This window comes from Streptomyces sp. NRRL S-244 (genome assembly GCF_000717915.1).
In the GTDB taxonomy this organism is placed as follows: Bacteria; Actinomycetota; Actinomycetes; order Streptomycetales; family Streptomycetaceae; genus Streptomyces.
Genome location: NZ_JOCX01000001.1, coordinates 249,212 through 267,764, shown reverse-complemented (window position 1 = coordinate 267,764; position 18,553 = coordinate 249,212). Strand labels below are relative to the sequence as shown.

Annotated in this window: 15 protein-coding genes; 3 read left to right on the top strand and 12 right to left on the bottom strand. The window is 72.2% G+C overall.

Annotated elements, in window-relative coordinates; genetic code table 11:
• Nucleotides 1–37: 37 nt before the first annotated feature.
• Entirely contained in the window at nucleotides 38–1,876 is a 1,839-nt protein-coding gene (locus IF02_RS0101275; protein ID WP_030153032.1) for an NHL domain-containing thioredoxin family protein, read from the top strand.
• A gap of 72 nt (nucleotides 1,877–1,948) precedes the next feature.
• On the opposite strand, the gene IF02_RS0101270 is transcribed toward IF02_RS0101275, so the two are convergent.
• From IF02_RS0101270 to IF02_RS0101255, 4 genes are all read right to left on the bottom strand, one after another.
• Nucleotides 1,949–3,076, bottom strand: a complete 1,128-nt coding sequence (locus IF02_RS0101270) for an SMP-30/gluconolactonase/LRE family protein (protein WP_234318053.1) — start codon at nucleotides 3,074–3,076, stop codon at nucleotides 1,949–1,951.
• 237 nt (nucleotides 3,077–3,313) lie between these two features.
• Nucleotides 3,314–4,606 carry a M18 family aminopeptidase gene (locus tag IF02_RS0101265; protein WP_030153028.1) on the bottom strand — a complete coding sequence of 431 codons (1,293 nt, stop codon included), beginning with the start codon at nucleotides 4,604–4,606 and terminating at the stop codon, nucleotides 3,314–3,316.
• A 101-nt stretch (nucleotides 4,607–4,707) separates the two neighbouring features.
• Nucleotides 4,708–5,457 (bottom strand): hypothetical protein, encoded by a 750-nt coding sequence (locus IF02_RS0101260; RefSeq protein ID WP_030153027.1) that lies wholly within the window; start codon nucleotides 5,455–5,457, stop codon nucleotides 4,708–4,710.
• 94 nt (nucleotides 5,458–5,551) lie between these two features.
• On the bottom strand, nucleotides 5,552–7,381 hold the full coding sequence (locus IF02_RS0101255) for an acyl-CoA dehydrogenase (RefSeq protein WP_030153026.1): 1,830 nt from the start codon (nucleotides 7,379–7,381) through the stop codon (nucleotides 5,552–5,554).
• A gap of 238 nt (nucleotides 7,382–7,619) precedes the next feature.
• On the opposite strand from IF02_RS0101255, the gene IF02_RS0101250 reads away from it, so the two are divergent.
• Complete coding sequence (locus IF02_RS0101250; protein ID WP_030153025.1) at nucleotides 7,620–8,078, top strand: SseB family protein; 459 nt, start codon at nucleotides 7,620–7,622, stop codon at nucleotides 8,076–8,078.
• Nucleotides 8,079–8,262: 184 nt separating this feature from the next.
• Nucleotides 8,263–9,249 (top strand): pirin family protein, encoded by a 987-nt coding sequence (locus tag IF02_RS0101240; RefSeq protein ID WP_030153024.1) that lies wholly within the window; start codon nucleotides 8,263–8,265, stop codon nucleotides 9,247–9,249.
• A gap of 5 nt (nucleotides 9,250–9,254) precedes the next feature.
• On the opposite strand, the gene IF02_RS0101235 is transcribed toward IF02_RS0101240, so the two are convergent.
• The 8 genes from IF02_RS0101235 to IF02_RS0101200 all read right to left on the bottom strand — a co-directional run bounded on the left by IF02_RS0101235 (nucleotide 9,255) and on the right by IF02_RS0101200 (nucleotide 18,421).
• Complete coding sequence (locus tag IF02_RS0101235; protein ID WP_078621786.1) at nucleotides 9,255–10,580, bottom strand: ABC transporter permease; 1,326 nt, start codon at nucleotides 10,578–10,580, stop codon at nucleotides 9,255–9,257.
• Nucleotides 10,577–11,296, bottom strand: a complete 720-nt coding sequence (locus tag IF02_RS0101230) for an ABC transporter ATP-binding protein (protein ID WP_037835265.1) — start codon at nucleotides 11,294–11,296, stop codon at nucleotides 10,577–10,579. The genes IF02_RS0101235 and IF02_RS0101230 overlap by 4 nt, the downstream gene beginning before the upstream one ends.
• The gene (locus tag IF02_RS0101225; protein ID WP_030153019.1) at nucleotides 11,293–12,810 is read right to left on the bottom strand and encodes a hypothetical protein; all 1,518 of its coding nucleotides are present in this window, start codon (nucleotides 12,808–12,810) and stop codon (nucleotides 11,293–11,295) included. Before IF02_RS0101225 ends, IF02_RS0101230 begins: the two co-directional genes overlap by 4 nt.
• Nucleotides 12,811–12,867: 57 nt before the next feature.
• Nucleotides 12,868–13,407, bottom strand: coding sequence for a hypothetical protein (locus tag IF02_RS0101220; protein ID WP_030153018.1), 540 nt, complete (start codon nucleotides 13,405–13,407; stop codon nucleotides 12,868–12,870).
• Nucleotides 13,404–14,375: a hypothetical protein gene (locus IF02_RS0101215; protein ID WP_030153015.1), complete on the bottom strand. Its 972-nt coding sequence runs from the start codon at nucleotides 14,373–14,375 to the stop codon at nucleotides 13,404–13,406. The genes IF02_RS0101220 and IF02_RS0101215 overlap by 4 nt, the downstream gene beginning before the upstream one ends.
• Before the next feature lie 121 nt (nucleotides 14,376–14,496).
• Nucleotides 14,497–14,808 carry a hypothetical protein gene (locus tag IF02_RS32920; RefSeq protein WP_051695408.1) on the bottom strand — a complete coding sequence of 104 codons (312 nt, stop codon included), beginning with the start codon at nucleotides 14,806–14,808 and terminating at the stop codon, nucleotides 14,497–14,499.
• Nucleotides 14,809–15,130: 322 nt separating this feature from the next.
• Entirely contained in the window at nucleotides 15,131–16,174 is a 1,044-nt protein-coding gene (locus IF02_RS0101205; protein WP_037835343.1) for an AI-2E family transporter, read from the bottom strand.
• Between the two features lie 48 nt (nucleotides 16,175–16,222).
• A complete protein-coding gene (locus IF02_RS0101200; protein WP_030153010.1) occupies nucleotides 16,223–18,421 on the bottom strand; it encodes a SpoIIE family protein phosphatase in 2,199 nt (732 codons plus the stop codon).
• Between the last annotated feature and the right edge of the window lie 132 nt (nucleotides 18,422–18,553).

Genomic DNA, 18,553 nt, shown 5'->3' with positions numbered 1-18,553 from the left:
TGAGGGGGCGTTCGCGGGCGGATGGCAAGCTTGAAGCATGAACGATGCCGCCCCGGCGCACACCCCCGCGCCCCGCCGTGCCCGCCTCCGTGCTCCCGAGCTGGTCGGGAAGGGGGGCTGGCTGAATACGGGTGGGAAGGATCTGAGCCTCGCCGAACTGCGCGGCCGGATCGTCATCCTCGATTTCTGGACCTTCTGCTGCATCAACTGCCTGCACGTCCTGGACGAGCTGCGCGAGCTGGAGGAGAAGCACCGCGACACCGTCGTGATCATCGGCGTCCACTCGCCGAAGTTCGTGCACGAGGCCGAGCACGCGGCCGTCGTCGACGCCGTCGAGCGGTACGAGGTGCACCACCCCGTGCTCGACGATCCCGAGCTGGCCACCTGGAAGCAGTACGCCGTACGGGCCTGGCCGACGCTCGTCGTCATCGACCCCGAGGGGTACATCGTCGCGCAGCACGCCGGCGAGGGGCACGCGCACGCCATCGCGCGGCTCGTGGACGAGCTCGAAGCCGAGCACGCGGCCAAGGGCACGCTGCGCCGCGGTGACGGGCCGTACGTGGCGCCCGAGCCGGTCGCGACCGACCTCCGCTTCCCCGGGAAGGCGCTGGTGCTGCCGAGCGGGAACCTGCTCGTGTCGGACTCGACGCGGCACCAGCTCGTGGAGCTGGCCCCCGACGGCGAGAGCGTCGTACGGCGCATCGGCAGCGGCGAGCGCGGCTTCACCGCCGACGGCTTCAGCGAGCCGCAGGGCCTCGCGCTGCTCCCCGACGGGACCGTGATCGTCGCCGACACCGTCAACCACGCGCTGCGCCGCTTCGACCCCGCGACGGGCGCCGTCGAGACCGTCGCCGGGACCGGCCGGCAGTGGTGGCAGGGCTCCCCGACCTCCGGTCCGGCCCTGGAGGTGGACCTGTCCTCGCCGTGGGACGTCGCCTGGTGGCAGGGCAAGGTGTGGATCGCCATGGCCGGCGTGCACCAGCTGTGGACCTGGGACCCGCAGACCGGGACCGTCGAGGTCTCCGCCGGAACGACCAGCGAGGGCCTGCACGACGGCCCCGCCCTGGAGGCCTGGCTCGCCCAGCCGTCCGGGCTCGCGGCCGCCGGGGACCGGCTGTGGATCGCCGACTCCGAGAACAGCGCCCTGCGGTACGTGGAACCCGCGGGCGAGGGGGGCGACGGATACGCCGTACGGACCGCCGTCGGGACCGGCCTGTTCGACTTCGGGCACCGGGACGGCGACGCCGCCCAGGCCCTGCTCCAGCACCCGCTCGGGGTGACCGCGCTGCCGGACGGCTCGGTCGCGGTGTGCGACACGTACAACCACGCACTGCGCCGCTTCGACCCGGCGACCGGTCAGGTCTCCACCCTGGCCACCGACCTGCGGGAGCCCAGCGACGCGGTGCTGGTCGGCGAGGACATCGTGGTCGTCGAGTCCGCCAGGCACCGGCTGACCCGGCTGCGGCTGCCGGAGGAGGCGGTACGGGTCGACGCCGTCGCGCACCGCACGCAGCGGGCCGCCACCGAGGTCGCCCCGGGCACGCTCCGGCTCGACGTGGTGTTCCAGGCGCCGACCGGCCAGAAGCTCGACACCCGCTACGGGCCGTCGACACGGCTGCTGGTGTCCTCGACCCCGCCGGAGCTGCTGGTGGGCGGCGAGGGGACCGGGACGGACCTGTTCCGGGAGCTGGCCCTGAACCCGGAGGTCACGGAGGGCGTGCTGCACGTCTCGGCGATGGCGGCCTCGTGCGACGACGACCCGGCCAACGAGTACCCGGCCTGCCACGTGCACCAGCAGGACTGGGGCGTGCCGGTGACCGTCACGGCCGACGGCGCCACCCGGCTGCCGCTCGTCCTCGCCGGACTGGACGCCTAGGGGTCTCCGGCAGGACGACGTCGTACGGCCGGGACCCGCAGCGGGTCCCGGCCGTACGGCTTCGGCTCGGCCTCAGTGCCTGCCGTCGTCCTCGCGCTGCTGCCCGTGGTCCTTGGGCTTGCCGTGGTCCTCGTCCTGGTCCTCGTCCTGGCCCTCGTCCTGGCCCTGCTTCTCGGGCTTGCCGTGGTCCTCGGGCTTCTCTTCGCCCTTCTCCACGTCGGCGACCAGCAGGTTCGGGTCGATGCCCGTGAGGAAGGCGCCGCTGGTGACGAAGACCCTGTGGTGGCGGACCGCCACGGCCGTGGGTCCGGACAGCCCGTCCTTCCCGGTCAGCACGACGGTGTGGGTGCCGTCGGGCCGGACCAGGGCGAGCTCGCTCGCGGTGGTGTTCAGCGCGGCGAGCACCGTCTTGCCGTGCCCGGCGAACGCGAAGTCGTCGATCCCGGTCAGCCCGGTGGCGTGCGTCCTGATCTTCCCCGCGGACCCGTCCGGGTCGACCGGGATCCGCAGCAGCGAGCCCCGGTCGTAGTTCGACACCCAGACCGCGTGGTCGCGCACCTTGATGCCGTTCGCGCCGAAGAAGGTGGTCGGCTCCAGCGCCGCGCCGGTGGCCCAGGCCGTCGCCTCGGGCTCGTCGTCGTCCAGGGAGATCCGCCACACCGTGCCGAGGACGGAGTCCGCGGCGTAGATCAGGCCGAGGTGCTCGTCGAGGGCGAGGCCGTTCACGAAGCCCTTCGGTGACATGTCGACGAGCTTGGAGACCTTGCGGTCGGGCGTGATCCGGTAGATGCCGGTCTCGGCCGTTCCGGTGTTGTAGCCGACGTAGAGCGTGCCGTCGTGGGTGCGGACGATCCCGCTGACGACGGCGACGCCGAGCAGCGGCGTCTGCGGGTCCGCGACGTCGGGCAGGGTCGCGAGGACCCGTTTGCCGCCGTGCCGGTCCACCCGGACCACCTGGCGGGCGAGGGCGAAGGTCAGATCGGCGGAGCCGTCGGGCTCCAGGGCGATGTTCTCCGGCGTCTGGCCGGCCTCGAAGTCGAAGTGCGCGACGATCCGCGGGTCCTTGAGGGAGAACGGTGCGTCCGGGGACTGCGACGGCTTCGGATCGGCGGCCGCGGGGGCGGCCACGAGCAGCGCGAGGGCGACGCCCACGGCGCCCGCGATGCGCGGCATGAGGAAGAGGCGGAACAGGCGGAGCACGGGACTCTCCTTGTCGGCCGGGAAGGACGGAACCCCAGCACAACATGACGGAGTGTCACCATAGGTTCATCGCACCGCGTCGCCGCCCAGATCGACCCGCCCGGCCGAATCCCGGAGCCGAATGCCGAAGCCGAATCCCGGAGCCGAATCCCGCACCGAGTCCCGCGCCGGATCCCGCAGCCGGATCCCGCGCCGCCCCCCGGTCCGGGAGGCGGAGCGGTCCGTACGACGGGGGCGTCAGCCCTCCAGGAACGCCACCAGCGCGTTCGCGAGCAGGTACGGGTCGTCCGCACCGCACAGTTCGCGGGCGCTGTGCATCGACAGGATGGCGACGCCGATGTCCACCGTCTGGATCCCGTGCCGGGCGGCCGTGATCGGGCCGATCGTCGTCCCGCACGGCATCGAGTTGTTCGAGACGAAGGTCTGCCACGGCACGCCGGCCCGCTCGCACGCCGCCGCGAACACCGCGCGCCCGCTGCCGTCCGTCGCGTACCGCTGGTTGACGTTGACCTTCAGGATCGGGCCGCCGTTGGCGCGCGGGTGGTGCGAGGGGTCGTGCCGCTCCGCGTAGTTGGGGTGCACGGCGTGGCCGGTGTCGGAGGACAGGCAGATGGTGCCCGCGAAGGCCCGCGCGCGGTCCTCGTACGTGCCCCCACGTGCGAAGACGGAACGTTCCAGCACGTTCCCCAGTAGCGGCCCGTCCGCACCCGTGTCCGACTGCGAGCCGTTCTCCTCGTGGTCGAACGCGGCCAGCACCGGGATGTGGTCCAGCTTCTCGGCGGTCGAGGCGGCCGCCAGCGCCGCGACGCCCGCGTGCACCGAGACCAGGTTGTCCATGCGCGGGCCGGCCACGAGCTCGCGGTCGCGCCCCAGGTACGACGGCGGCTCGATCGAGTGGACCATCAGGTCCCAGCCGGCCACCGAGCCCTGCGGCAGGCCCTCTTCCTCCTCCAGGAAGGCGATGAGGTCGCCCTCCTGGACCTCGCCCAGACCCCAGATGGGCTGCATGTGGCGCTGCTTGTCGAGCTTGAGCCCTTCGCTGTTGACCGACCGGTCCAGGTGAACGGCCAGCTGCGGGACGCGCAGCAGCGCGCGGTCCACGTTCACCAGCCGCTCGCTGCCGTCGCGCAGGCTCAGCCGGCCCGCCAGGCCCAGGTCCCGGTCCAGCCAGGTGTTGAGCAGGGTGCCGCCGTAGATCTCGACCGCGATCTGCCGCCAGCCCTGTGAGCCCGTGTCAGGCAGCGGCTTGACGCGCAGGTTGGGGGAGTCGGTGTGCGCGCCGACGATCCGGAACGGCATGTGGGCGGTCGCGCCCTCCGGGACGAACCAGGCGATGAGCGCTCCGCCGCGCAGGACGAACCGGCCTCCGCTGCCCGAGTCCCAGGCGTCCGTTTCCGACAACTGCCTGAAGCCTGCCTTTTCCAGCCGCTCGGCCGCGTTGGCCACGGCGTGGTACGGCGACGGACTGGCCGTCAAAAAGGTCATCAGATCGTCGGTGTGGCCGCGGTCGAAGCGGGCGGGAGAGCTCATGTGGTTCACCTTAACGACGGTCGTGTTCGCCATGGTCGGACTGCGGCGGATAGCCGAAACGCCGGGACCGCGGGCCGTGTGGTCCACTTCCCGGCGGCTTTTCAGCCCGGCGGGCGCTCGAATCTGCGCTGCAGCTGCCTGCGCTCGCCCCGGCGGATGCGCGGGAGCATCTCCGGGGTCGTCGCGGAGCGCTGCGCGCGTCTCTTGCGTCCGGCGCAGAAGATACAGGCCTCACCGGGCGGCGCGTCCGGGTCGATGGGCGCACCGGGGTGCTCGGAGCAGCCGGAGGCGTTGCGCGGCCGGGACAGCTCGCGGGCCACGATGAACGCCCGGTGGAGGTCGTCCGCTATCCGGACGAACTCCTCGGCGGGGGAGGAGAAGCCCAGGTGGAAGCGGCGGTCCTCGACCGTGCGGAGGTGGTCGCGCAGGGACTGCAGCGTGTACGGAGGCTCCGGCACGGGATAGCCCAGCCGGCGCTGCTCCCCCGCGGGCGGGGCGGCGGCCGCCGCGCGGGCGCCGCGGGCGCCCTGGGCGCGCAGCCCGAGGCGGCGCCGGTCGTTGCAGATCAGGCAGCGGCCCCAGCCGTCGGGCGCCTCGGGGTCCAGGGCCCCGTTGGGGTGCTCGGAGCAGCCGGTGTAGCTCTTGGCGGGCGCGAGCCCGGCGGCCGTCTGGAAGGCGGTGTACAGGGCATCGGCGACGGCCTCGTACTCCGCGGGGTGGGCGCCGTCGTACAGCTCCCGCAGATGGTCGCCGAGGCTGCCCAGGGCAGCCTGCAGCTCCTTGAGGGCGTACGGCCGCCCGGTCGGGACGGAGTACCCCCTGCTGTGGCCGTGCTGCTCTGCTGGGCTCATGCCTACGAGCGTCCCACGAACCACCGACAACCTGTGAATGCCGACGGCCGGGCCCCCAGCGGGGGCCCGGCCGTCGGGCGGGTGACCGTAGGGGCTAGAACGCGGCCTCGTCGAGCTCCATCAGGGAGTTGTCGACGACCTCGGCCAGCGCGCGGGCGACCGAGACGTTCGGGAGCACCTGCGAGGCGAAGAACTTCGCCGCCGCGATCTTGCCGGTGTAGAAGGGGACGTCCTTCGCGGGGGCGCCGGCGGCCAGCTTCTCGGCGGCCACGGCCGCGCCCTTGAGCAGCAGGTAGCCGACGACCACGTCACCGGAGGCCATCAGCAGGCGGGTGGTGTTCTGGCCGACCTTGTAGATGTTCTTGACGTCCTCGCCGGTGGCGGTGAGGTCGACGATCATCTGCCCGACGATGGCCTCCAGGTCCACGGCGGCCTTGGCGAGCGCGTCGCGGGCGCCGGCCAGCTCCTCGCCGCCGACGGCCTCGGCCAGGAACTTCTTGATCGTCTCGGAGAGGACGTTCAGCGAGGCACCCTGGTCGCGGACGATCTTCCGGAAGAAGAAGTCCTGGCCCTGGATCGCCGTGGTGCCCTCGTAGAGGGTGTCGATCTTGGCGTCGCGGATGTACTGCTCGATCGGGTATTCCTGGAGGTAACCGGAACCGCCGAAGGTCTGCAGCGACTGCGCGAGCTGCTCGTACGAGCGCTCCGAGCCGTAGCCCTTCACGATCGGCAGGAGCAGGTCGTTCAGGCCGATCTCGGCGGAGGCGTCCTCGCCCGCGGCCTGCTTGAGCTGGATCGCGTCCTGGACGGAGGCGGTGTACAGCACCAGGGCGCGCATGCCCTCGGCGTACGCCTTCTGCGTCATCAGCGAGCGGCGCACGTCCGGGTGGTGCGTGATGGTGACCTTGGGGGCCGTCTTGTCCATGAAGTTGGCCAGGTCCGGACCCTGCACGCGCTCCTTGGCGTACTCCAGGGCGTTCAGGTAACCGGTCGAGAGCGTCGCGATGGCCTTCGTGCCGACCATCATGCGGGCGAACTCGATGATCATGAACATCTGGCGGATGCCGTCGTGCTTGTCGCCGATCAGCCAGCCCTTGGCGGGGTGCTGGTCGCCGAAGGTCATCTCGCACGTGTTGGAGGCCTTGAGGCCCATCTTGTGCTCGACGTTCGTCGCGTAGACGCCGTTGCGCTCGCCCAGCTCGCCGGTCTCCCAGTCGAAGTGGAACTTCGGGACGAGGAAGAGGGACAGGCCCTTGGTGCCCGGGCCGTGCCCCTCGGGGCGCGCGAGGACGTAGTGGAGGATGTTCTCCTCCATGTCGTGCTCACCGGACGTGATGAAGCGCTTCACGCCCTCGATGTGCCAGGAGCCGTCCTCCTGCTGGATCGCCTTGGTGCGGCCGGCGCCCACGTCCGAACCGGCGTCCGGCTCGGTGAGGACCATGGTGGAGCCCCAGCGCTTCTCGACCGCTATCTGGGCGACCTTCTTCTGCGCCTCGTTGCCCTCTTCGAAGAGGATGCCGGCGAACGCCGGGCCGGAGGAGTACATCCAGATGGCCGGGTTCGAGCCGAGCAGCAGCTCCGCGTAGGCCCAGATGAGGGAGCGGGGCGAGGTGGTGCCGCCGATCTCCTCGGGCAGGCCGAGGCGCCAGTACTCGGAGTCCATGAAGGCTTCGTAGCTCTTCTTGAAGGACGCCGGGACCGGCGCGGTGTTGGTGGCCGGGTCGAAGACCGGCGGGTTGCGGTCGGCGTCCGCGAAGGATTCGGCCAGCTCGTTCTCGGCGAGGCGGGCGATCTCGGACAGGACGCTCTTGGCGGTCTCGGTGTCCATCTCACCGAACGGTCCGGTGCCGTACAGCTTGTCGCGGCCGAGCACCTCGAAGAGGTTGAACTCGATGTCGCGGAGATTCGACTTGTAGTGCCCCATGGCGACGGCTCCGTTAAGGCTCGGGAAGACAGGTTCCTCGTACATACCAATCGGTAATGTCATGATGCTACCCGCGGGTAATAAGACGCAACCCCTGATGTGGCGACTGTGACCAGGGTCAAGCCGCGGGCCGTGGGCCGTGGCCGGCGGCCGGGTGGTCGGCGGTCGGGCGGCCGGTCCGCAACCCTGGCGGGAATGCGCGTCCACGGGGTGGGGGGCGCTCGGTAGGCTTCGCCCTATGTACGGCTACGACCAGAACGTGAGCGCAGGGCAGCAGTACGCCGCCCCGCAGCAGATGGCCGGCGGGTACGGCGAGCAGCCGCTGTACCCCGAGCCCTCGCCGCCGTCGCTCGCCGACGCGGTGCGGGCCTTCACGACCGGGTCGCTGTCCGCCGAGGACTTCCAGCAGATCTTCGCCACGTCGAAGGTCTACTGCCCGCGCGGCGAGACCCCGGGCTTCCTGGCGCTGCACAACACGCAGCAGCCGGTGATCCCCATGTTCACCACGCTCAAGGAGCTCCGCCGGTACGCCGGCAAGGAGTCCAAGTACTTCGTGATCACGGGCGCCGAGGTGATCGACCTGCTGCCGACCGGCTACGGCTTCGTCCTCGACATGGAGGGCGACCACCGCATGGTCTTCGACGCGAAGGCCGTGGAGCAGATGGTCGACTACGCGATGCGCCGCATGTACGGCTGACCGCCGCTGCCGCGCGGGCGGCCGATGGTGTCCGTCAGGTCGGTCATCGTCTCGCCGTACGGCATAAGTGCAGGTGGGAGACATCGGGCCCCGGGGGGAATTTCCCCGGGGCCCCTTCTGTTCTGTGAGGTGTGGCAGAAAGTTCGAGTTTCAACTAAACTCGAGGCAGAAGGAGGTTCCGACCATGCCTGCAGTGACTGTGGAGAACCCGTTGACGCTCCCCCGCGTCGCCGAGCCCGCTCAGGAGACCGCCGCCCGCAAGGTGCTGGCCGTCACGACCGCCCCGGGTGGGTTCGAGGGCGAGGGGTTCCCGGTGCGCCGCGCGTTCGCCGGGATCAACTACCAGCACCTCGACCCGTTCATCATGATGGACCAGATGGGCGAGGTGGAGTACGCGCCGGGCGAGCCCAAGGGCACCCCCTGGCACCCCCACCGCGGCTTCGAGACCGTCACGTACCTGATCGACGGAACCTTCGTCCACCAGGACAGCAACGGCGGCGGCGGAGTCATCAACGGCGGTGACACGCAGTGGATGACGGCCGGCTCCGGCCTCCTGCACATCGAGGCCCCGCCGGAGTCCCTCGTCGTGTCCGGCGGGCTCTTCCACGGCCTCCAGCTGTGGGTGAACCTCCCCGCCTCCGACAAGATGATGCCCCCGCGCTACCAGGACATCGGCGGCGGCCAGGTCCAGCTGCTCTCCACCCCCGACGGCGGCGCCCTGCTCCGCGTGATCGCCGGTGAGCTCGACGGCCACGCCGGCCCCGGCATCACCCACACCCCGATCACGATGATCCACGCGACCGTCACCCCGGGCGCGCAGGTCACCCTCCCGTGGCGCGAGGACTTCAACGCCCTCGCGTACGTCCTGGCCGGACGCGGCAGCGTCGGCACCGACCGGCGGCCCATCCACACCGGGCAGACGGCGGTCTTCGGCGAGGGCGGCTCGATCACGGTGCGGGCGGACGAGGCCCAGGACTCGAACACCCCGGACCTTGAGGTCGTCCTCCTCGGCGGGCGTCCCATCCGGGAGCCGATGGCGCACTACGGGCCGTTCGTCATGAACAGCCGGCAGGAGCTCCAGCAGGCCTTCGACGACTTCCAGGCGGGCCGGCTGGGGACCATCCCCACCACCGCCCGGGAGCGCACGAAGTCGGCGGACCAGCACTCGTAGCATCCCTAGCGGCGCAGGGCCTCCGCCGGTTGCGTACGGGAGGCCCGCCATGCCGGGTACAGGCCGGCCAGGACCCCGGTGACCAGTCCGATCAGCGGCGCCACGGCGACGGTGAGCGGCGACATCACCGGGGTCCAGTCGCGCAGCGCCGCCACCCCGACCACGGTCAGGGTGCCGAGCGTGGTGCCCACCAGCCCGCCCACCGCTCCCTGCGCGGCGGACTCGGCCAGGAACTGGGCGGTGATGTGCCGCCCGCGCGCGCCCAGGGCCCGGCGCAGCCCGATCTCCCCGGTCCGCTCCAGCACCGCGACGAGCGTGGTGTTGGCGATCCCGACCGCCCCGATGACCAGGCAGATCGCCGCCAGCAGCAGGAACAGCTGGTCCAGGTCCGACGTCACCCCCGCCCGCAGCGTCTTCGGGTCCGGCGGCGGCGCGGGCGTCAGCCAGTCGGGATGGTCCGGGCGCAGGGCAAGCGGCAGTTCCGCGGCCACCTGGCGGGCCGCCCCCAGCTCGGTCACCACCAGCATCCGCGCCCGCTGGGCGTTCTCCGGCGGCCCCCACAGCCTCTCGGCGGTGCCCCGGGGCACGATCACCGACAGCAGCAGGTCGGGCTTGCGGTCCGCGCCGCTCGCGATGCCGATCACGGTGAACGGGTGCTCGCCGATGAACACCGCGGGGCGGCTCTCCAGCGTCGTGATGCCGAGCCGCGCCGCCATCGCCGAGCCCACCACCGCGACCTGCTCGGCGCGCCCGTCGTGGAAGGCGTCGTACGCCCGGCCGGAGCCCAGTGTCAGTCCGGCGGCGCGCAGCATCCCCGGGGAGGCGGCGACGACGGGGATCCGCTCGCCGGTCGCCCCCGCGACCGGGGCGGACCGTACGGTGGTGTCGCCCAGCGGCACGGGCCAGAACACCCCTGCCGCGCGTACCCCGTTGAGGGAGCCCGCCCGGGCGTCCGCGTCCCGGGGGAAGGCGAGGGGCACCTGCTGCGCGAGCTTGGGGTCGGCGCCGCCCGCGGTGTCCTGGACGCCGACCTCGGTGGCCGTCAGCGCGTTGAAGCGGCTGTCGATCTGCGAGGAGGCGGTGGCCGTCAGCCCCAGGATCGCCACGAAGGTGCCCACCCCGAGGACCGTGCCGAGGCCGGTCAGCGCCGAGCGGGCGGGCCGCTGGAGCATCCCGGCCAGGGCCTCGGAGAGCAGGTCGCGCAGGGACAGCCGGGAGGGCGTGATCCCGGTGCCGGTGCCGGTGCCGGTGCCGGTGCCGGTGCCTGCGTCAGTGTCGGTGCCGCGGCGTCGCCCGATGCTCCTCAGGGGGTTCCTCCGGGGGTTCCTCATACGGGGACGACCTCGCTCAGGACCCCGTCGCGGATGGACACCGTCCGCCGGCCCCGGGCCGCCACGTGCGGGTCGTGCGTGATGACCAGGAGGGTCAGCCCGTCGGCGTGCAGCTCGTCCAGCAGCGCCAGTACGGCGCCCGCCGTGGCGGTGTCCAGGTTCCCGGTGGGCTCGTCGCACAGCAGCAGCGAGGGCCCGGCGACCAGGGCGCGGGCGATGGCCACGCGCTGGCGTTCGCCGCCCGACATCCGGGTCGGGAGATGGCCGGTGCGGTGCCCGAGGCCGACCCGCTCCAGCGCCGTACGGGCCCGCTCGGCGCGTTCCGCGCGCGGGACGCCGTTGTAGACCATGGCCAGGCGGACGTTCTCCAGGGCGCTGCGGTGCGGCAGGAGGTGGAAGGACTGGAAGACGAAGCCGATGCGCTGCCCGCGCAGGGCGGTCCGGTCGCGGTCGCGCAGGGTCCCGGTGTCGATGCCGTCGAGGAGGTACCGGCCGGCGGTCGGGGCGTCGATCAGCCCGGCGACGTTCAGGAAGGTCGACTTCCCGGAACCGGAGGGGCCGACCACGGTGACGTACTCGCCGCGCTCCACGGTCAGTTCGCAGGGCCGCAGCGCCTGGACGGGCGGCGGTCCGGGGTAGGTGAGCCCGACGCCCTCGAAGCGGACGACCGGGGCGGGGCCGGCGGCCGTGTCCCGCGCGGGGCCCGGGGCGCTCACGGTTTCGCCTGCGCGACGAGGACCCGGTCGCCGTCGGCGAGCGCGCCGCCGCCGACCGGCTCGACCTGGACCATTCCGTCGGCGGACATCCCGGCCCGGACCTCGACCCGGCGCCGGGCGTCCGCGGCGGCGGGGTCCTTGCCCAGCACCGTGACGGTGGTCCGGCCGTCGGCGCCCGCCGAGACGGCGGAGAGCGGTACCACCAGCACCGGTTCGCCGGAGGAGGCGGCGGTCACGGTGAGGCGGACGCCCTGTCCGGAGAGCCGGGCGTCGAGCGTCTGGCCGGGGGTGACGGTGAGCGCGTAACCGCCGGGGTCCTGCGCGGCGTTCTCCCCCGCACCGGAACCGGAACCGGGACCGGAACCCGCTCCCGCACCGGAGCCGCCGGAGCCGGAGCCGCCCGAGCCGCCCGGCGCGGCGCCGCCCGAGGCCGGGGTCGGGGCGGTGGCGACCGAGGCGACCGTCCCGGTGGCGGTGAGCCCGGTGGACTCGGACAGCACCTCTACCTTCATCCCCGCCTTGACCAGGTCCTTCTGGTGCGCCGGGAGCGAAGCTCGGATCACCGGGGCGCCCGCCGACAGCGTGAGCAGCCCGTCCGGGACGGATTCCCCGACCGCCGCCTTGACCGCGTCCACGCGCGCCGGGAAGCCCTTGACGAAGACGAGCTCGTCCGCCGGGACCATGGGGCCGGCCGCCGCCCGGGCAGCCTCCAGGCGGGTGGTGGCCTTGGCCAGGTCCTGCTGGGCGAAGGCGAGTTGCTGCTGTGCCTCCGCGGTGTCGGTGCCACCGCCCGCCTTGGCCTTGGCGAGGGCGCTCTTGGCGGTCGTGACCCCCCGCTGGGCGGTATCGGCGGCGTCCTCCGCCGCCTGGAGCTTCTCGGCGTCGCCGGGGTCGGCGGGCCGCGGGGTGTAGCCGAGCGCCGCGTAGAGCGCGGTCACCGCGGCCTTCGTCCCCGCGCCGTACGTGCCCGCCGGATCCTTGCCGGTGGGGTGGCCCAGCGCCTTGAGCCCCTCCTGGAGCTGCCCGACGTCCTTGCCGGTGGCCCCGGGCTTGAGGTCCCGGTACACGGGCAGGGCCCCGGCCAGCGCGAACACCGGCCGCCCCGACACCTCGACGAGTACGTCACCGGCCTGTACGGCGGCCCCGGGCTGTTTGTTGACCCGGGTGACCACGGGTTTCCCGCCCGTCCCGGCGGCCGCGGCGGCTCCGGCTCCCGGGGACACCGTCAGGGACTGCTCGGCGGCAACCGTGCCCCGTACGACCACCGAGGAGGTCAGCACCCGCCGTTCGACCCGGTCGGCCAGGACGGACGCGGGCGGCGGCGCGGCATCGGCCGCGACCTGGGCGGGGGAGCGGATGGTGGTGGCGAGGACCACACCGGCTCCGGTGAGGGCGACGGCGCCCGCGACGACCCAGATCAGGATCCGTCGCCGCCGGCCGAGCGAGGCCCGTACGTCGTCGGGCTCGACCGCGGCGTCCGACTCCTCGGGGGCGGCGGCCTCTTGATGTTTCACGTGAAACCCACTTTTCCGTTCAACAGCCGCCGGCGGCAGTCGCCGTCAGCAGTCGCGTCAGCAGTCGCCGAGCACCGAGACCGACGTGACCTTCCAGGGCGCGCCGAGCCGCTCGCGGACGAGGGTGAACGCGGACAGCTGGGAGGGCTTGTCCTGCAACTGGTCGGCGAGCGTGCCGCTCGCGCGGTCGTAGATGAGCCAGCGGTCGAGGTCCACGCAGTCCTGGACCACGCGGGTCTGCTCGCCGGAGACGTCCATGCCGTCGATCCGGTGGCCGACCTCGCCGCGGAGCACCTTTCCGCCCTCGCCGAAGTGCTTCAGCATGGCGCGCATGTCGTCCAACTGGGCCCCGGTGGCGATCTGGTCGAGCACCGGATCGGCGGGGTCGGCCTTCTGGCCGGCCGCCAGCCAGGAGGTCCAGTACGCGTCGTACGCCTGGCGGACGTCGGGGGTCGGCTCGACCAGCCCGTTCCCGCTCGCCGAGGGCGTGGCCCGGGCGGCGGACCCGGCGGCGGGCGAGGTGCACCCGGTGGCGGCGAAGGCCAGCGCCGCGCACCCGACGGCGACCGCGACGGCCGGGCCTGCGGGGCGCCTCACGCCGTACCGTCCTTGAGGACCTTCCCCGCGGTCTTCACCTGCTCGGCCAGGTTCTTCTTCTCCTGCCCGAGTCCGTCCTTGTTCTTCTCCACGGCGGTGTTCTGGTACGCCGTCAGCACAGCCGTCCAGGTGTCGGTCAGCTTGCTCTTCTGCTTGCACGACACGTCCGTGGTGGCGGCGGTGATCTCCTCGGAGGTGACCGGCCCGGTCCACCGGGTGCCCTCCATGTCCTGGAGCTCCCAGGGGGTCTTCACCTGGAACCCGGCGTCCCGCATGCAGACGCTCCACTGGCCGATGGCGGCCACGACCCGACTGTCGCCGCGCGCCCGGTCGTTGGTCTGCCGGGTCAGCTCGTCGAGCAGTTTCGTGCCGGTCTTTCCGCTCTGCGGGTACAGCTTGCGCGTCGCCTCGCCCGAGCAGCCGCCCTCCGGGGCGCCGGGCTGCGCGGGCGCTCCGTCCTGCGGACCGTAAAGGGCCGCCGTCTCGTTCGGGTCCTGCTTCTTCGTGTCCCTCGGGCGGTCCGGCGAGGCGCCGCCCGTCCGGTAGCCGAATTTCTTCGCGTATTCCGCGTCGACCAGGCCGATTCCGGTACTTCCGCGCTCGCCGCCGGTATTGGCGTACGTATTCGAGTTCTTGAACGCCGCGAATCCGAGCCGGTGCATGCACGCGTCCGTGAGAATGTCCTGGGCCTGCTGCATGACTTTCAGCTGCTCCTTGTCGAACGCGTAGGCGTCGAGCGGGAGTCCGGCGTGAACGGGATCCGTCTGCGGCGTGATGCTCACCTTGGGTTCCGCGCCGGGCAGGGACGCCGCACCCGTCTTGCCGGTGTCACCGGAACCTCCCGAACCTCCGGAGCCGCCGCTGCAGGCGGTCAGGGCGGCGGCGAGGAGCAGTGCGCCGAGCGGCAGTGCGCCGAGGTGCCCGGTGGATCGGAGCGGGCGGCGGGAGGTCCGGTTGGAGCGCGGCACGATCGACCTTTCCGTGGTGTGCGGGTGGCCCTAAACTGCCGGGCAAGCCCGGTGCCGGGACCGATTCCAGCGGTCCCGGCACCAGGTGCCTGCGGGCTGATTCACATACGGCCGTCGGCCGTCAGCAGTGCGGGTTGGCGATCTTGTTCAGCAGCGTCTCCGAGGCGAACCCGACCACGCCGGTGTTGTTGTTCTTGTGCTTGGTCCAGTACGGGTTACCGCTGACGGTCGTGCCCTCCGAGTAGCAGATGGGCGTGATCGTCTGGCTGCGGTAGCCGAGACCGTTGACGCGGGTGTCGCTCGTGTACGGGGTCTGGCGGATGCGCACCCCGTCGGTGTTGTAGTCGCCGGCCTGGGCGGCGGAGGCCGCCCCGATGCCGAACGCGGCGGTGGAAAGGGCGATGGCCAGGAACTGAACTGCCTTGCGACGCACGTTGTCATCCTCTCGATGAGCCGACAGATCGTTCGTGCAGCCGAGAGGAATTGCCGCGCCCGTTTGAGCCACGAGCGCTGAGCTGGTCCCCCCGGTCCGGTGAAAGACGATGGCACGAAGACGAATTCCGTACCAGTGGGTTCCAGGGCTGCGGGCGAGAGCGGCTGAATGTGTTCCGGGGGCGCACGGGCGCCGTTCGCACGGACGTGACCGATCCATTTCCGGAAATGCGCAGGAGAGGACGGTTGCCGTAAAACGGCCGCCTTGCCTCCTCCCCGACCGGATGATCAGGGACCGTTTCACGGTTGTCCGGAAAACGTCGCTACTCGGTGGGCTCCGCCTCCGCGTAGCGTCCGCGGACCTCCGACACCACGCCGAACGCGGCGGCGGTCAGCGGTACGGACAGCAGCATGCCGATGACCCCGGCGACGCTGGCGCCGGCGGTGATGGCGAGCATGACCACGGCGGGGTGCATCTGGACGGTCCGGCTCTGGATCAGGGGCTGCAGGATGTGGCCCTCCAGCACCTGTACGGCGAGCACCACGCCCACGGTCCACAGTCCGATGATCCATCCCCGCTCGGCGAAGGCGACGAGGACGGCCACCGAGCCGGAGATGAAGGCGCCCAGGTACGGGATGTACGCGCCGACGAACACCAGGGCGCCGAGGCCGACGGCCCCGGGGACGCGGAGCACGAGCAGTCCGACCGTGATGCACACGGCGTCGATCAGGGCGATGAAGGTGGTGCCGCGCATGAACCCCTCGACGGCCTCGAAGGCGCGGCGGGCCATCGCCTCCACGGTGTCGCCGGTGGCGCGGGGCGCGAGTGAGCGCAGGGTGCCTGCCGCGCGGTCCGAGTCGCGCAGGAAGAAGAACATCAGCAGGAGGGCGAGGACGGCGATGGCGAGCACCTCGCCGACGACGCTGATGCCGGTGATGACGCCGGAGGCGGCCGTACCGCCGAACTTCGCCAGCAGCTCCTTGGCGTTCTTCGCCAGGTCCTCCAGGGAGGTCCCGGCGGGCCCGAAGCGCTCGGCGAGGTCCTGTCCGGCCCGCGTGAGGGAGCCGAGGATCTGGTCGCCGGTGCTGATCAGGGCGTGGACGACCACGTACCCGGCCCCGCCGAACACCGCGACCACGCCGAGGCAGGTCAGTGCGGCGGCGAGGGAGCGGTGCATCCCCATCCGTACGAGGCGCCGGTGCATCGGCCCGAGCAGGGCGACTCCGAGCAGGGCGAGCAGGACGGGGGTGACGGCGGTCTTGAAGGTGATGCACAGCCACACGCCGACGGCGACCACGCCGGTGACGAGCAGGGCGACCACGCACCAGGCGGCCAGCCGCCTGACCGGCGGGGGGAGCAGAGTCAGCACCCGTGCATCCAACCACGGCGTTTCCGGCGGCGACGCCCGCAGCTGCTAGCCGTCGTCCTTGGCCTGTTCGTCCATCTCGAACCAGATCGACTTGCCCTCGCCGCGCGGGTCCACGCCCCAGGTGTCCGCCAGCATCTCCATCAGCAGGACGCCCCGCCCGCTCGACGCCATCTCGCCCGGGTGCCGCTTGTGCGGCAGCTCGTCGCTGGCGTCCGCCACCTCGATGCGCAGCCGCCGCGTCCCCAGCTCGCCCACCGCCTCCGCGACCAGCAGCGCGTCGCCGTCCGTGTGCATGAGGACGTTCGTGACCATCTCGGAGACCATGAGCACCGCCGAGTCCACCTGCTCCGCGTCCGCCCAGTCGTGCAGCAGCTCCCGGATCTGCCGACGCGCGCCCGCGATCCGCTCCGGCTCCGCCTGCGCCACGGTCAGCATGGTGCGGCGCGCCGGCCGCACCGGGTGCGCCGCCGGGGTCCCGCAGCCGCAGTCCGCGGCATCCCGGCACAGCAGGACGACGGCTATGTCGTCCTCGCGCCGGTCGGCCAGCGGGCCGGTGGTGTGGTGCGAGGAGGGCCCGTGCACGGCCTGGACCAGCAGGTCGGCCAGCTTCTCCAGGCCGTCGGACCCGTGGGGACCGTTCGGCCCGTCCCGCCCGTCCCGCCCGTTCGGCCCGTTCGGCCCGTGCGTATCGGACTCGAGGATCGCCCGCAGCCGCGCCCAGCCCGTGTCCAGGTCGTGCCCGCCGGTCTCGATGAGCCCGTCGGTGCAGAGCATCATCGTCTCGCCGGGCTCCAGCGTGAACCGCGTCGTCGGGTAGTCCGTGTCCGGGACGATGCCGAGCGGGAGGCCCCCGGCGGTCGGGCGCATCAGCACCGTGCCGTCCGTCATCCGGATCACCGGGTCGGGGTGGCCGGCGCGGGCCACCTCCAGCAGCCCGGTCGCCGGGTCGCACTCCACGTACAGGCAGGTCGCGAAGCGCGGACTGCGGAAGTCGGATTCCTCGTACGCATCGGCCCCGTCCGAAGAACACAGCCCGGCCAGGAAGCGCGAGGCGCGGGAGAGCACCGCATCCGGCCGGTGGCCCTCGGAGGCGTACGCCCGCACCGCGATCCGCAGCTGGCCCATCAGCCCGGCGGCCCGTACGTCGTGCCCCTGGACGTCCCCGATGACCAGGGCGAACCGTCCCGACGGCAGCGGGATCATGTCGTACCAGTCGCCGCCGACCTCCAGCCCGCCGCCGGTCGGGACGTACCGCGCGGCGATCTGCATGCCCGGGATGTCGGGGCCCAGCATTGGCATCATCGACCGTTGCAGGCCGGAGGTGAGTTCCCGCTCGGATTCGGCCACGCCGGCCCGCTGGAGGGCCTGGGCCAGCATCCGGGCCACCGTGGTCAGGACGGACCGCTCGTCCGGGGAGAAGGACACCGGGTGCTTGAACGCGGCCATCCAGGCGCCCATGGTGCGCCCGGTGACGATCAGGGGGAGGAAGGCCCAGGAGACCCGGCCGAAGCGCTGGGCGAGCGGCCAGGTGGCCGGAAACCGCCGCTTGTAGTCCTCGGGGCTGGGGATGTAGATCGCCCGTCCCGTCCGGACGACGTCGGCGGCCGGGTAGTCCGTGTCCAGCCGCATGTCCGTGAAGGGGGCCTCGTCCCCGGGGCCGTGCCCGTGGTGCCCGATGATCGACAGCCGGTCCCCGGCCACCCCGAAGACCGCCAGCCCGTCGGGGCTGAAGCCGGGCATCGACAGTGAGGCGGCGACCCGCAGCACCTCCGCCGTGGAGCGGGCCTCGGCGAGCGCCCGCCCCGCGTCCAGCAGGAACGCCTCGCGGGAGCGCCGCCAGTCGCCGGTGATCGGGGTGTGCGCGGCGGTGGTGCCGGGCTGCGGCTCGGCGATCTCCTGGATGGTGCCGATCAGCTCGTAGTCGACGCGGCCCTCGGCGGACCGGTTCTCCACGGGCTTGGAGCGGCTCCGTACGGTCCGCAGCACCCGACCGTCCTCGTCCATGATCCGCAGCCGGGCCTCCGCGAGGGTGTCCTCGGCCACCGCGAGATTGACGATTCCGTTGATCTCGTTCCAGTCCACCGGGTGAAACCGCGACCGTACGGCGACCTCCGGCAGCACGACGGGTTCCGCGGGCAGCCCGAGCAGCCGGGCGGCCTCGCTGTCGAGGGTGACCGTCCCGGAGGCGTTGTCCCAGCGCCACAGGCCCGTCGCGATGGCGGCCAGGACGTCCTCGGTGCGCACCCGGTCATCTTTACAGGTCATCCCCCCGCCGTGCCTGTTCACGGGGGCTGCCGGGCACGCCAGCACGGTCCCCGGCCCGGACGGTAACCTTGTGAGGGTTGAATCCACCCTGGTATCGCGAAGAACTGGATG

Excerpts from the sequence above, each read along its gene's own strand:
- IF02_RS0101265 (WP_030153028.1), bottom strand. The coding sequence starts at position 4,606 with ATGAGCTCTCCCGCCCGCTTCGACCGCGGCCACACCGACGATCTGATG.
- IF02_RS0101275 (WP_030153032.1), top strand. The coding sequence starts at position 38 with ATGAACGATGCCGCCCCGGCGCACACCCCCGCGCCCCGCCGTGCCCGC.
- IF02_RS0101260 (WP_030153027.1), bottom strand. The coding sequence starts at position 5,457 with ATGAGCCCAGCAGAGCAGCACGGCCACAGCAGGGGGTACTCCGTCCCG.
- IF02_RS0101235 (WP_078621786.1), bottom strand. The coding sequence starts at position 10,580 with ATGAGGAACCCCCGGAGGAACCCCCTGAGGAGCATCGGGCGACGCCGC.
- IF02_RS0101240 (WP_030153024.1), top strand. The coding sequence starts at position 8,263 with ATGCCTGCAGTGACTGTGGAGAACCCGTTGACGCTCCCCCGCGTCGCC.
- IF02_RS0101250 (WP_030153025.1), top strand. The coding sequence starts at position 7,620 with ATGTACGGCTACGACCAGAACGTGAGCGCAGGGCAGCAGTACGCCGCC.
- IF02_RS0101255 (WP_030153026.1), bottom strand. The coding sequence starts at position 7,381 with ATGGGGCACTACAAGTCGAATCTCCGCGACATCGAGTTCAACCTCTTC.